The sequence below is a fragment of the Thermodesulfobium sp. genome, assembly GCF_053498235.1.
The window spans coordinates 14,489-28,693 of record NZ_JBRCUV010000049.1; the positions used below are offsets into that span (position 1 = coordinate 14,489).

Genomic DNA, 14,205 nt, shown 5'->3' on the forward strand with positions numbered 1-14,205 from the left:
GATACCTCCAAAATTATTATTAGTTACCAGAAATTCTTGACTTGTCCTTAATATTTTCATAGAAAGCTTCCATAAGAGCTTCATCACCGCTAAAACCAGCAGCGTAGGCTCTCTCAATTGCAAGGATCATTCTCTTGTAATCTCTTGGTATAACCTTTACAAACCTTCTCTTGCTTTCTTCCCAATTTAAGAGAATCTCTTCAGCAAGAGAAGAATTTGTATAAATTAAGTGTTTCTCAATCATTGACTTCACCTTGTTCTCTTCAGAAAAACCATCGATAGTTTCAATATAGACAGTATTTAGATTTATCTTTTCTTTAAAAGAACCGTTTAAATCGTAAACATAAGCTATCCCGCCAGTCATTCCAGCCGCAAAATTTCTACCCGTTTTACCCAAACAGATTACAATACCACCGGTCATATATTCACAACCGTGATCGCCAACGCCTTCAACTACAACCTCAGCACCAGAATTTCTCACACAAAATCTTTCTCCTGCCACACCTCTTATATACCCTTCTCCCGACGTTGCTCCGTAAAAGGCAACGTTGCCAACAATGATGTTTTCGTGTGCGTTAAATCTTGAATTTTCCGGAGGATATACTATTATCTTGCCGCCGCTAAGTCCCTTTGCTATGTAGTCATTTGAGTCGCCTTCAAGAGTCAAAGTTATCCCCTGTGGCAAAAAGGCACCAAAACTTTGACCAGCAGAACCCGTAAATTTTATCCTTATAGTATCTTCGGGTAATCCAGATAAACCGTATCTTACGGCAACTTCATTTCCAAGAATTGTACCTACTACCCTATTGGTATTTCTAATAGGCAGTGAAAGCTCTATCGGTTTTTTATTTTCTACTGCACTTTTGCACTTGTCCAACAATATTCTAAAATCTAAAGAGTTCTCAATAGAATGATTCTGTTTCACTCTGCAGAATCTGCCAACTGAAGGATCAACTTGAGGCCTTGCCAAAATTGGACTAAGATCGAGAGTTTTTGCCTTCCAATGTTCAGTCTTTATCACCTCAAGGCAATCAGTTCTTCCGACCATCTCGTTTACAGTTCTAAATCCCATTTGTGCCATGATTTCTCTTAACTCTGTTGCAAGAAAGTACATCAAATTTATCACGTACTCGGGTTTACCCCTAAAATACTTTCTTAGCTCAGGATTTTGAGTAGCAATGCCTACTGGACAGGTGTCAAGGTTACAAACTCTCATCATAACACATCCAAGAGCCACAAGTGGTAGGGTGGCAAACCCAAACTCTTCGGCACCCAGCATCGCTGCAATCGCAATATCTCTACCTGACATAAGTTTGCCATCTACTTCAACAACAATCCTATCCCTTAAGTTATTTAAAACAAGCGTTTGATGGGTTTCAGACAATCCTAACTCCCAGGGAAGCCCTGCGTGCCTTATGCTCGAACGAGGAGATGCCCCTGTTCCACCATCATAGCCCGATATCAATACCACATCTGCCTTGCCCTTTGCAACCCCTGCAGCAATAGTTCCAACTCCCACTTCGGAAACAAGCTTAACGTTAATCCTTGCATTTCGGTTGGCATTCTTGAGATCGTGAATGAGTTCGGCCAAATCTTCAATAGAGTATATATCGTGGTGTGGTGGTGGCGAAATAAGTCCAACCCCTGGAGTTGAGTACCTTGTTTTTGCTACCCATGGATAAACCTTTTGGCCAGGAAGTTGGCCGCCTTCTCCAGGTTTTGCACCTTGAGCCATTTTTATCTGAATTTCAGAGGCATTCGAAAGGTAAAGGATATCCACTCCAAATCTTGCAGATGCAACTTGCTTTATAGCACTATTTCTTGAATCGCCATTTTCATCTGGAATGTATCTAGATAAATCTTCACCGCCTTCACCAGTATTTGACTTGCCGCCAATTCTATTCATAGCTATAGCGAGGGTCTCATGTGCCTCTTTAGAAATTGAACCATAGCTCATTGCTCCAGTTTTAAATCTCTTTACAATTGACTCTACGCTTTCAACCTCTTCAATTGGAATTGGGTTGTTTTGTTGTTTGAATTTTAAGAGTCCCCTTAGATTTTGAATCGCACCACAGCCTTCATGAAGCGATGCAGTAAAAGCCTTAAATTTCTTGTAATCGCCCTCTATTACTGCCCTCTGCAATAGATATATGGTTTCTGGCCTATAAGCATGATATTCTCCATCATCCCTGTATTGGTATATCCCTCCAGAAGGCAGCACTTGATTATTTGACAAGAAGGCTTTATCGAACCTTAATAAGGTTTCCTGTTTTATCAAATTCAGGTCAATTCCACCAATTCTTGATGGGGTTCCTGTAAAGTACTTATCGATAACCTCTTTACCAATTCCTACACACTCAAATATCTGTGCGCCCAAATAGCTTTGAAGGGTTGAAATACCCATCTTGGAGGCAACCTTCATTATACCTTTCAAAGAAGCCTTTATGTAATTTTCTACAGCTAAATTATAGTCTATATCCAAAAGCGACTTCTCATGCATATCCTTTAAGGTTTCAAAAACAAGATATGGATTTATTGCGCTAGCGCCGTATCCTATCAGACATGCAAAGTGATGCACCTCACGTGGTTCTGCTGATTCAACTACAATGCTTACCTTTGTCCTTGCACCTTTTCTGATAAGGTGATGATTTAACCCTGATACAGCAAGAAGAGCAGGAATTGGAACTAAATCAAAACTTAAACCTTTATCAGAGAGTATAACTACGTTTACTCCACTATCAATCAGGTCGTCTACCTTTTTAAAAAGGTTATCAAGAGCAGTCTCTAGATCGGTATTTCTATCAAATAACATAGATACTGTTTCGGATTTTATTCCGTTTTGATCGAGATCTCTTATTTTTCTCATATCTAAGTTAGTAAGTATTGGATTCTTTATTAGAAGACGTCTACAGTCATCTGGCTTTGGATCAATTAGATTTCCTTCACTGCCAAGAAGTAATTCAGAAGCTGTTATTAGCTCTTCTCTAATACCATCAAGTGGCGGATTTGTAACCTGAGCAAAGAGTTGTTTGAAATAGTTGTACAAAAGTTGCTCCTGATTTGAAAGAACTGCAAGTGGAGAATCATATCCCATTGACCCTACAGGTTCTACACCCTGAAGAGCCATTGGTTCAATTATCTTTTTTACATCTTCATACGTATATCCAAATGCAAGTTGCAATTGAGTTAAAGACATGCCTAAATTCTGTTTTGCTACAGGATCAGGTTTAGCCTCGCAATCATCAAAAGTTATCATATACTCATTAATCCACGTTCCGTAAGGCTTTTCTTCAGATATCTTTCTTTTAAGCTCTTCATCAGAGATTATCCTTCCCTGTTCAGTATCAACTAAGAGCATCCTACCAGGCCTAAGCCTATCTTTAAGAACAACCCTTTCTGCTTCAACATCATATACCCCAACTTCTGAAGAAAGAACAATTGTATCGTCATCCATTACGTAATACCTTGAGGGTCTAAGACCATTTCTATCTAATACAGCGCCTACAATCAATCCATCTGTAAAAACTATTGAAGCAGGACCATCCCATGGTTCCATCAGACAGCTGTGATATTTATAAAAAGCCTTCTTCTTATCGTCCATGCTCTCGTGATTTTGCCAGGGTTCAGGTATCATCATCATAACAGCATGGGGCAAACTCCTACCAGTAAGGTAAAGCATCTCAAGACAGTTATCAAATATTTGAGAATCGGATCCGTCTTCGTTGATAATAGGCAAACACTTGGTTATATCAGGAAATATTTCTGATGAAAAGAGCTTTTCTCTTGCTTTCATCCAATTGATATTACCCCTAAGTGTATTTATTTCTCCATTGTGAATTAGATATCTATACGGATGAGCCCTTTCCCATGATGGGAAGGTGTTTGTTGAGAATCTTGAATGAACTACTGCAATTGCACTTTCAAAATTGGTATCCTGAAGATCTTTATAATATTCTGGCACTTGATCTGGTGTGAGCATCCCTTTGTAAACAATTGTCCTTGAAGATAGGCTACAAATATAAAAGAGCGAATTTATTTCATCGGCATACTTTATTTCCTTTTCTGCTCTTTTTCTAATTAGATAAAGCTTCCTTTCAAAATCTATTCCCCTTTTTATCGCGCTATTCCTTTTTATAAAGGCTTGCTTTACTATTGGTTCTTTAAGTTTTGCAACATTTCCCAAGGAAGTGTTATCTGTTTCAAGTTTTCTCCAGTGAATAATACTCTGACCTTCTTCCTCAACAATTCTTCCAAATTTAGCTTCAAGTTCTGTTATCCTGTCTTCTTCTCTTGGAAAGAATATCTGAGCTACTGCATAATCTCCCTCTTCTGGGAGACCTGGCACAAACTTTTTAAAAAACTTGTGCGGAATCTGAACCAGCAAGCCTGCACCATCACCTGTGTTCTCCTCACAACCCCTTGCCCCTCTGTGATCTAAATTGACTAGAATCTTTAAAGCGCTCTGAACAATTTTAGAAGATCTCTTGCCTTTAATATTGGCAATAAAACCTATTCCACAGGCATCGTGTTCAAAAAAGGGATCGTACAAACCATCTGTAAATTTCTTTACTGTCAATTCTTTTTCTCCTCTTCTTGTCTAGTTTATAAATGGTTTTATTGTATAAAAATAATCATAAATTGTGAATAGTTTAGAAAGATATTTCGAGTACTTGCATTTTAAATCGAAATAATGTATAAATATATATGATTTGCCGAGGTAGCTCAGTAGGTAGAGCAGAGGACTGAAAATCCTCGTGTCGCTGGTTCGATTCCGGCCCTCGGCACCATCTTTACCGTATTGGGGAATCGTCTAACGGTAGGACGCATGGCTCTGGACCATGTAGTGGTGGTTCGAATCCATCTTCCCCAGCCAATTGTGTGGCCCTATCGTCTAGTGGACCAGGACGCCGGGTTCTCAGCTCGGTAACTGGGGTTCGAATCCCCATAGGGCTACCATTTTTTTAAGGGGGAAAGATGAGTGAATCCTTTAAAGCAATAGGCAAAGTGGTTTCAAACTTAAAAGTAGGGGCAAAAATTCCGCCAAACGGCTACGAGGGCAAGATACATGTATTCGAAGAATTTGAAGCTGGATTAACTGGCATAGAAAACAATTCTTTTTTAGTAATAGTTGCGCTCTTTGGAAACCCATCTGATAAACCTCTTTTAGTTTATCTAAGAGGGGATTTTAGCTTGCCTCAGACAGGTGTCTTTTCTCTAAGAAGCCCAGTAAGGCCAAATCCCATAGCGTTAGATACAGTAGAGCTTATAAAAAGAGAAAGAAATATTTTGACAGTTTCAGGTTTAGACTTCTACGATGAAACGCCAATACTTGACATTAAATCATATTCACCCTTTAACGAAATCCTTTTATCTGCCTCACAGGAGAAGAGCTTTATATTTACAAAGTTTAATACACAGGAAAGAAGAGAGCTTTTAACTGGTTTTGTAAAAAAGTCTCTTGGCGGCATTTCTCAGGATGCAAGTGAAGCTATAGAATTCTTTCTCGAACTTATAGATAAAAATGTAGTTATAAGAAGCAAGAAAACAAGATATAAAGTTAGGGGTAGTCTAAAATTTCTCGAAGCAGCTATACTTATTAGTGGAGCTACACTACACTCTGGTAGACTTGAATACGAATTTGACAAAAGTAACTCAATAGAAATTATCCCCCCACCCCGATAAAACTTAAGGCAAAAGAAAATTAAAAAGATATCCTGTAAAGATTATTGATAGCGTCACTATTCCTAGAAATATAGCGATAAGTTGCGGTTTTATGACCTGTCTTAATAGAATCGTCTCAGGAAGCGACACCGCGGTGACAGACATCATAAAGGCCAATGCCGTGCCAACAGGAACACCAAGCCTGATTAGCTCTGATACTACGGGTATCATACCAGCGGCGTTTGAGTAAAGCGGAATGCCAATTAGCACTGCTACCAATACTGCAAAAGGATTGCCTGGTCCTGCAATCTGTGCCAAAAAGCCAGTAGGCGCCCATCCGTGCATCCCTGATGCCATACCTATGCCTATAATAACCCATATACCAATCTTTTTTATAAGATTTATAGTATATTCAAAAGATTCTCTTACCCTATCTGTGAAAGTTGTCTTGGCATCCTCTACATCTAAATCTATCTCTGTCGAGACATTTTCATATACATAATCCTCTACATATTTCTCAAGTTTCATGGCTCCGATTATAATCCCACCAAAAAATGCTATAACCTCGCCCGAAAGTATGTATATAGCAGCTATCTGCCAGCCGAATAGTCCATATAAAAGAACTAGCGCTACTTCGTTAACAGTCGGGGCAGCGATCAAATATGTAAAAGTAACGCCCAACGGAACTCCAGCCTCAACAAACCCAATAAAAAGTGGTACAGCAGAACAGGAGCAAAATGGAGTTATTATGCCCACCAGATCGGCTAAAAGATGAGCAAAATAAACGTTTTTGCCCTTCTTTACAAGAAGCGATCTGACCTTCTCTGGGGTCAGGTAACTTCTTATATAAGTTATTATGAATATAATAACCAGAAGAAGAAAAAATATTTTGGAGGTATCTTCAATAAAAAAGTGTATAGCGCTAGTAAGGTGGTGCCCCTTCTCAAGGTGCAAAAGATCGTAAACTACGTAATCAGCAAGCCAGGTAAATATTTGCATAAAATTAACTATCCTTTATTTTTATTTAACATTTCGTTAAATATTGCCTTCAATATATCTTCTGGCGAGGGGACCTTACCCTTAAAAATAATCTTTTCATCTATCACAAGAACTGGAGTACTCATAACTTTATACTTCATTATCTCCTTGACATCCTCAACCTTATAAATAGAGGCTGCAACCTGTCCCATCTCGATAGCCTTTTTCGTGTTTTCATATAGCTTTTTGCAATTTGCACATCCTGTACCTAAAATCTTTATAATCACCTTTTTACCTCCTCCTAAACAATATATTATTAATTATGTATATTATAATTATATAATAAATTTCGTCAAGTATTTAGAAAATTTCTATTTAGCTTTTCATAAAACATAGTACCCTGAGCATCTTGCTCGCGAAACTTCCTCTCCCTTCATAGTAACGCGAGCATCTTGCTCGCGAAATAGCTTTTTGTTCTTAAAAGACTACCAGCAGGATACTTGGCTTACTATAAGTGTACGAAGCAATATATAAATTTATACATTACTTTTCAAATCTTCCAAAAAATCCTTCTCCTTATATTCGTGCTCAGCATTAATCTTTTTCTTTTTTAGTTTTTGGTCATACTCTCTTAGATCCTTTCTTATTATTTTTGCACTTACTGTCTTAGGAAATGAATCCAAAAATTCTATAACTCTAGGCCTTTTATATGGTGCCATATGCTTCCTAATAAACCTAAAGATCTCAAGAGCCATCTCGCGTGATGGTATATAATCAGGCTTTAATACAATAAATGCCTTTGGAACTACCAGTCCTCTTTCATCAGTAGTTGGAACTACTGCAACCTCAAGAACCGCATGATGTTCCATAATCTCACTTTCAACCTCGAAGGGACTGATCCTATAATCAAGGCTCTTGAAAACATCATCGGTTCTCCCTACAAAATAAAAATATCCATCTTTGTCCATATAAGCCGTATCACCAGAAAGATAATATCCCCCCTTAAACACAGATGCATTTTTTGCCTCATCATTGTACGCATTTAAAACTCCAAGTGGCTTAATCGGGTAGATCTTGACTCCTATCTGTCCATCCTCTCCGTAATTTTTAACATCTAACTGACTACTTAAAATACTCAAATTATATCCTGGAGCAGCCTTTCCCATCGAACCTTTTTTAACGTGTTCTCCTTTAAAATTTCCAATCATAAGAGTGCTTTCGGTCTGTCCATAACCTTCTCTCAAGTTTAGGTTTATGCTCTCTTTGACTTTTCTTATAATCTCAGGATTAAGTGGTTCGCCTGCACTGACAACCTCTCTAAGAGAGAAGTTATAGCTTTTCAGATCTTCAATTAAAAATAGTTTCCAAACGCTAAGTGGTGCGCACAACGTAGTAACTTTATATTTTTCTATTTTCGACAAGATGTTTTTAGGATTAAATCTACCTTTATATCTATATACAAAGGCTGTAGCCTGAGCATTCCAAGGCACAAAAACACTGCTCCAGGCATGTTTTGCCCATCCTGGAGCGCTGATATTGTAGTGAATATCCCCCTTTTTGCAACCCACCCAATAAAGAGTAGTGAGATGACCTACAGGATAATTATGATTGTGCGTAACCAGTTTTGGCTTTGCAGTAGTACCAGATGTGAAGAAAGAATACATTTCATCGGTGGAATAAGTAATAAAAGAAGGAGAGTAGTCTTCCTTAAAGGAATTTAATTCATTAAAGTTAATCCAAGCCGGTGACTTTTCCCTATTTTGAGTAAAAACAGAGCTCGAATTGTTTCCAACGTTAATTACTGCACTAAGATACCTGTTTAGGATATTCTCAATTGAAGAGAGTTTTACTGCAATTTCACTGTCTATAAAAATAAACTTTATATTTGCAGTTTCTACCCTGTCTGCAACATCCTCAGGCGGAAGCATAGTAGCAGCAGGTATTATAACTCCTCCAGCTTTCATAATCCCTAAAAGTATTTCGAACAAAGAGGCTGAGTTTTCCATCATTACCATCACTCTATCCCTTTTTTGTAAGCCGATTTCTTTCAAAAAATTGGCTACCTGATTAGACCTTTTTCTTAACGAGTTATAACTAACAGAAATTTCACTTCCTTCGTCGTCAACGAATAGCAAAGCTGTGTCTTCGTTATTTAACGCAATAAAATCAAAATAATCTAATGCCCAGTTAAATTTTACTAAGTGCGGCCAAATAAATTCTTTTCTGCACGTCTCATAATCAGGATACGTAAGAATAAAATCTCTAAGTTTCAAAAACTCTTCTGTCTCTCTTTTCATAAGTAATCCCTTCTCCTCCACAATTGTCAGAATATTCTGTAATTATAACATAATAAAAAACCTTTCTGTACTATATATCAAAAGACAAAAATGTAGGATAAGGGAATAGATTATAGCTTTCTTATCCAAATTTATACTGTACCCCAAATCCCCCTCTTGGATATTTCCAAGTAATAAAGCTACAAACTATTCTACACGTGCCGCACTCTAAACATGCATCGTAATTAATGGATAATTTTTCCTCCTTATCATCATATGAATAAACCCCTGCAGGACAAATATAGGTACAGGGGCGACCCTGGCATTTTTTACACTCCTCTGGGTCACTAACTCCTATATGGCTCTCATCTTCATCAACGTTATATCCAACTAAGTAAAGCTTATCTTCAATTCTCATCTAAAACTCCTCCAAATATTAAAGATATCCTTTAAAATATTAAAGTATCCAATTTCTTTTTTAGCCCTATTCATAATCAACCTTATCTTCTCTGACTTAGGAACTCTATCTACATTATATATTTCGTACATAGAGTCTATTATAAATTTTGGATACTTTGATATGAGATATCGTTTTTCTTCTAGTAATTTTGGCAAATTTTTATAAGTTTTTAAGTCTTTTAATACAAAGGATTCTTCTAACTTTTTCTGATAAGAGCTTAAGGTCTTTTTAGAAAAATCTCCCTTTTTTCTGGCTTCAATATATGTCTTTGCTGCAAGTTTACCCGACTCAATAGCTAGATTTGCGCCTTCCCTATGAATGCTGTTTACAAGCATAGCTGCATCGCCTACAACCATAACACCATCGGAGTATAATCTTGGCATTGCATAATAACCGCCTTCTGGTATCATATGTGCCATGTATTCTTTAGCCTCTCCACCGCTGACTAAAGGTTTTATTGCAGGATGCTTTTTTAGAATTTCAAGCAAATCATTTGGATTTATTTTAAGTCTTACTAAATCCTCTATTACTGCACCTATTCCTATTGATAAAGAATTTCTATTAGTATAAATAAAACCCATTGCCCTCATATTATTAAAATATGGACCAGTAATTTCTATTGTTACGCCTTCAGAACTATTTGATACTCCAAATCTATCGTTTATTACCTTATCTGGCAACTCTATAACCTCTTTAACTGCGATTGCAACGTCGTTCGTTCTGATTTCTTTTCCCAAACCAAGAGACTTTGCTAAAAATGAATTAACTCCATCTGCAACTATTACGACATCAGAATAAAGATCCCCATTTGGTCTATCAGTTCTTACGCCTGATACCTTTTCCCCTTCTAAGATCAGATCCTTTACTACAGTTTCATTGATTATCATTGCAGAGGCATCTGCTACCTTCTTTGCAAACCATTTGTCAAACTTAGCCCTAAATATGCTAAAACAATTATACGGTTCAATATTAAATCTTTCACTCCTAAGACCAGTAGAAAACATAGAATCTTCTGACAAAAACCAGAACTTTTGCTCAACTATATGCCTTTCTATAGGAGCTTCTTTGTAAAAATCTGGTATTAAGTCGTCTAGTGAGCTTCTGTAAAATATCCCTCCCATAACGTTTTTGGAACCGGGAAAAATTCCACGTTCAATAATAGCAACGCTTATTCCCTCTTTAGCTAAAACATAACCAGCAGCAAGCCCTGCAGGTCCTGCACCTACTATTATTACGTCAAAGTCAGTCCTTTTCATTTGAACCTCCAGCTTTTAGCCTCTCACCAAAATATTGCGTTAATCTGGGTAGAATTTTTACAGCATCTCCAATAATTCCATACGTCGCTATATCAAATATTGGAGCTTGCGGATCCTTGTTTATCGCCACTATAATTTCAGATGACTTCATGCCAGCAATATGTTGAATTGCTCCAGAAATCCCTGCAGCAATATAAATCTTCGGATGAACTGTTTGACCAGTTTGTCCTACCTGTCTTGAGTATGGCGCCCATCCCATCTGCACAACTTTTCTTGACACAGCCCAAGTTCCACCCAAAATATTCGCTAGATCTACTAATAGTTTTATGTTTTCCTTCTTCTCTATCCCCCTACCTCCTGCAACTATCACGTCATAAAATCCCAAATTTACTTTGTCCGAATCAGTCTTTACCTTTTCCAGTATCTTTTTAGGAATTTTATCCTCAGAAAGTTCGAATTCTTCCCTTATTTTCTCTATATTAACCGGATTTTTTATCGCTTGAAAAACACCAGGTCTCACAGTAGACATCTGAGGTCTGTTATCTGGACAATATATAACAGCCATAAGATTTCCGCCAAACGTTGGCCGCGTCATCAATAAATTCTTCGTTTCTGATTCAAAATCTATATCAAGAGCAGTAGTATCAGCCGTTAAACCCGTATTAAGTTTAGTGGCTAACGTGGCAGCAATATCCCTACCAAGAGTAGTAGCCCCAATTAATATTATCTCAGGTTTATATTTTTCTATTAGATACAGAAGACTATCCCTATAAGGTTCTGTTCGATATTCTTTTAAAACAGGGCTTTCAATAAAGTAAAATTTCTCAGCTCCGTATTCTGCTAGTTTTTCGGAAAATCCCTCAACGTTTTCACCAACAGAAAAGGCACAAACTTTACATCCAATGTCTTTTGCCAGTTGACAGCCTTTAGTCAATAACTCCAAAGAAACATGTTCGATTTTTCCACAATCGTGTTCAATAAAAACCCACACGTCTTTGTATTCACCAATATTGCTAACTCTCATAACAAACTCTCCTATAGTTTATTCATTTTTCTTAAAACAGGTTCAAGCTTTTCAAATAAAACACTAGCAATATTATTTTCGTTAACATCAAGAATTTCCCCTCTTTCTCTTTTAGAGGGAACAAAGACCCTTTTTACTTTAGTAGGGGAATACTTTAACCCGCATTTTGTTGGATCGATATCAACATTGGAAGAATTAAGTAGGTGTATTTTTGACCTTGCAGCTCTAATTAGATCTGGAAGAGGAGAGAACCTAAGAGTGTTTAACTCCTTTTCAACTGTAATCATACAGGGTATTGATACCTGTAAGGTTTCAAACCCACCTTCAATTAATCTTTGCACTACAATATAACTTTTTTCAAGATTTAGTTCTACAATCTTTATGGCACAGGTTACAAGCGGTATATCAAGTCGCGTTGCCAAACCAGGACCAGTTTGAGCAGTATCACCGTCAATAGCCTGTTTACCAGCCCAAAATATGTCAACTGGTCCATTTTCTTGTACAATCTTTTGCGCACCTGCCCACAAAGCATAGCTGGTAGCCCAGGTATCAGATCCTGCAAAAACCTTATCGCAAAGCAAGTATGCCTTATCTGCTCCCATAGACAAAGCTTTCCTTAAAGCATCCTCAGCCATTGGAGGACCCATGCTTAGAACTGAGACTATCCCCCCAAATTTGTCCTTCATCTGAACAGCTGCTTCAATGGCGTGGGTATCATAGGGGTTGATTATCGCAGGAACGCCTTCTCTAATAAGGGTGCCAGTATTATAATCTACTCTAACCTGAGCTGCATCTGGAACTTGTTTAATAAAAACTAAAGAGTGCACATAAACCTCCTTTAGATAAAAATTACTTAAAAATCTAAAAAGCTTAAGAAAGTGCTAAAAAATATTCATTTTGAACGCCAATAAACAATAGGTAAATTGATTTAATTGCCAAAGATGCTATCTTTACCCAATGGAGGAGAGTATTAGAAAAAACTGTATCAACAGATTTCTTTCTTAAGACTTCCTTCCCAAATTCAGAAACAAAGCCCACTTTTTTGTCATAATTATCTGGATCCCAGTTATTCAATTACAATTTTCTCCTTAACTTATTTATAATTTTATAGTCAATAATATTATGTATTATTTTTGTCAATATGATTAATGTACAAAATATTATATAACATAAAATAAATTTTATTCAACGATCAACCTTCTTCAGCATTTGACAGTTAATCAGAGATAAAACTATAGTAACGCGAGCATCTTGCTCGCGCAAAGAAAGAATCGCATAGTAACGCGAGCATCCTGCTCGCTGCAATATGTGCATCTCATAGTAACGCGAGCATCCTGCTCGCGAAATAGCTTTTTGTTCTTAAAGTCTACTCTAGCAAAGAATACTAAAGTTGCTATGTTTTATTAAATGATCGCGTTTTAGTTTAAATAGAGTTAAAAACAAAAAACAAAAATTTGTGCTTTTTGTTTGATGAGGCTTCTTCCCCAGTTTTAAAATAGTTTGTAACGTCGCCCACAAGCACGTCGCTAATGCCAAGAGGTTTTATTTTTTGAGGCTTTGAGAAGTCAATCTCAGAAAGCTTTATAAATTTTTTTGCATTTTTTGTTCTAGAATACCAATAAATTTCTTTTTTTGTAAGATCATATCCAACAGTCCACTGAGTAATTCCTTCATATGGCAGTTCTCCGACATCATTTTGCGCAGTTTCTCTCATAATTTTAAATGCATCACAAATTGAATCTTTATGGTACTTTTTAAGATTGTCATAGAGAATGGCAGCTTTTACAAATCTATTTTCACTGTTCATTTCAGCATCTTTTGGTAAATCTAGTTCCCCACCAAAACCCTTGTATCTCTTTAAATTATCTAAACTTGACTGATAAAGATTGTTTGTCAGGATATCAAGTTCAGGATTTTTTCGAACTATGATTTCGTTGTCTGGCAAGATATCCACAATCGCAACGCTACCTGAGCTATCAGCCATAATAAAGTGCAAATTTACAGACATACCCGCGTAGTTAAAACTTATTATTTGAATATTCTTGATAGCGCTTAACGCATCATCTACATCAGCACAGTTATCAAGCAGGTATTCTACTAATTTCCAGTTATTTATTGAAGCCTTTTTAAAATCCAGATTACTTATAACCTTACCGTCATTATCATCAAGCCACAATGATGAAACCCATAGACCCTTTTCGTTCATGCCATCTACAGGAACTTTTACCTGGCCATATAAAAGATTTGTCTCAGTGACATCAAAGGTTATACTGCCATACTTTGAGACCCATTCAGCACTATTGAAGTCATCGTCATCATCGTCCTGCAAAAAGTCTGCTTCTTTCTTAACCCCTCTTTCGTGCCTCACTACATAAGCTTGCCCATCAGTCCAATCAAAATTTCTTGCTGCGATTATGTCTTTGCCATGCAAAACTACTGCTGTGCATCCGAATGCCATAGAACCCATACACAGCAGTGCAAAAAGCATCACAACTATTACAAACAAATATCTCGCTTTATATAACAAATTATCCTCTCAAAGCTTTTTTT

11 protein-coding genes and 3 tRNA genes are annotated in these 14,205 nt (G+C 37.1%); 4 read left to right on the forward strand and 10 right to left on the reverse strand.

Features of this window, described 5'->3' with window-relative positions:
- Nucleotides 1–19: 19 nt before the first annotated feature.
- Nucleotides 20–4,576 (reverse strand): glutamate synthase large subunit, encoded by a 4,557-nt coding sequence (gene gltB, locus ACWIUX_RS06790; protein WP_448589974.1) that lies wholly within the window; start codon nt 4,574–4,576, stop codon nt 20–22.
- Between the two features lie 135 nt (nt 4,577–4,711).
- Here gltB and ACWIUX_RS06795 point away from each other — a divergent pair.
- From ACWIUX_RS06795 to tsaA, 4 genes are all read left to right on the forward strand, one after another.
- Nucleotides 4,712–4,787, forward strand: a tRNA-Phe gene (locus tag ACWIUX_RS06795).
- Between the two features lie 12 nt (nt 4,788–4,799).
- A tRNA-Gln gene (locus ACWIUX_RS06800) sits at nt 4,800–4,873 on the forward strand.
- Between the two features lie 7 nt (nt 4,874–4,880).
- Nucleotides 4,881–4,956 (forward strand) — tRNA-Glu (locus tag ACWIUX_RS06805).
- 18 nt (nt 4,957–4,974) lie between these two features.
- Entirely contained in the window at nt 4,975–5,682 is a 708-nt protein-coding gene (gene tsaA, locus ACWIUX_RS06810) for a tRNA (N6-threonylcarbamoyladenosine(37)-N6)-methyltransferase TrmO (protein ID WP_448589975.1), read from the forward strand.
- Between the two features lie 3 nt (nt 5,683–5,685).
- Here the strand turns inward: tsaA and ACWIUX_RS06815 are convergent, their stop codons facing one another.
- The 9 genes from ACWIUX_RS06815 to ACWIUX_RS06855 all read right to left on the reverse strand — a co-directional run bounded on the left by ACWIUX_RS06815 (nt 5,686) and on the right by ACWIUX_RS06855 (nt 14,182).
- Nucleotides 5,686–6,660, reverse strand: a complete 975-nt coding sequence (locus tag ACWIUX_RS06815) for a permease (protein WP_448589976.1) — start codon at nt 6,658–6,660, stop codon at nt 5,686–5,688.
- A gap of 8 nt (nt 6,661–6,668) precedes the next feature.
- Nucleotides 6,669–6,926 carry a thioredoxin family protein gene (locus ACWIUX_RS06820; RefSeq protein WP_448589977.1) on the reverse strand — a complete coding sequence of 86 codons (258 nt, stop codon included), beginning with the start codon at nt 6,924–6,926 and terminating at the stop codon, nt 6,669–6,671.
- Between the two features lie 249 nt (nt 6,927–7,175).
- Nucleotides 7,176–8,936: an AMP-binding protein gene (locus ACWIUX_RS06825; RefSeq protein WP_448589978.1), complete on the reverse strand. Its 1,761-nt coding sequence runs from the start codon at nt 8,934–8,936 to the stop codon at nt 7,176–7,178.
- 121 nt (nt 8,937–9,057) lie between these two features.
- Complete coding sequence (locus ACWIUX_RS06830; protein ID WP_448589979.1) at nt 9,058–9,333, reverse strand: ferredoxin family protein; 276 nt, start codon at nt 9,331–9,333, stop codon at nt 9,058–9,060.
- The gene (locus ACWIUX_RS06835) at nt 9,330–10,631 is read right to left on the reverse strand and encodes an FAD-dependent oxidoreductase (protein ID WP_448589980.1); all 1,302 of its coding nucleotides are present in this window, start codon (nt 10,629–10,631) and stop codon (nt 9,330–9,332) included. Before ACWIUX_RS06835 ends, ACWIUX_RS06830 begins: the two co-directional genes overlap by 4 nt.
- Nucleotides 10,618–11,655: an electron transfer flavoprotein subunit alpha/FixB family protein gene (locus tag ACWIUX_RS06840; RefSeq protein ID WP_448589981.1), complete on the reverse strand. Its 1,038-nt coding sequence runs from the start codon at nt 11,653–11,655 to the stop codon at nt 10,618–10,620. The genes ACWIUX_RS06835 and ACWIUX_RS06840 overlap by 14 nt, the downstream gene beginning before the upstream one ends.
- 11 nt (nt 11,656–11,666) lie before the next feature.
- Nucleotides 11,667–12,482 carry an electron transfer flavoprotein subunit beta/FixA family protein gene (locus ACWIUX_RS06845; protein ID WP_448589982.1) on the reverse strand — a complete coding sequence of 272 codons (816 nt, stop codon included), beginning with the start codon at nt 12,480–12,482 and terminating at the stop codon, nt 11,667–11,669.
- Between the two features lie 43 nt (nt 12,483–12,525).
- On the reverse strand, nt 12,526–12,729 hold the full coding sequence (locus ACWIUX_RS06850) for a hypothetical protein (RefSeq protein WP_448589983.1): 204 nt from the start codon (nt 12,727–12,729) through the stop codon (nt 12,526–12,528).
- Nucleotides 12,730–13,078: 349 nt separating this feature from the next.
- Nucleotides 13,079–14,182: a linear amide C-N hydrolase gene (locus ACWIUX_RS06855; protein ID WP_448589984.1), complete on the reverse strand. Its 1,104-nt coding sequence runs from the start codon at nt 14,180–14,182 to the stop codon at nt 13,079–13,081.
- Nucleotides 14,183–14,205 lie beyond the last annotated feature (23 nt).

Bases quoted from the DNA above. Each gene is read 5' to 3' on its own strand.
- tsaA (WP_448589975.1), top strand. From the start codon at position 4,975: ATGAGTGAATCCTTTAAAGCAATAGGCAAAGTGGTTTCAAACTTAAAA.
- ACWIUX_RS06815 (WP_448589976.1), bottom strand. From the start codon at position 6,660: ATGCAAATATTTACCTGGCTTGCTGATTACGTAGTTTACGATCTTTTG.
- ACWIUX_RS06825 (WP_448589978.1), bottom strand. From the start codon at position 8,936: ATGAAAAGAGAGACAGAAGAGTTTTTGAAACTTAGAGATTTTATTCTT.
- ACWIUX_RS06830 (WP_448589979.1), bottom strand. From the start codon at position 9,333: ATGAGAATTGAAGATAAGCTTTACTTAGTTGGATATAACGTTGATGAA.
- ACWIUX_RS06835 (WP_448589980.1), bottom strand. From the start codon at position 10,631: ATGAAAAGGACTGACTTTGACGTAATAATAGTAGGTGCAGGACCTGCA.
- ACWIUX_RS06840 (WP_448589981.1), bottom strand. From the start codon at position 11,655: ATGAGAGTTAGCAATATTGGTGAATACAAAGACGTGTGGGTTTTTATT.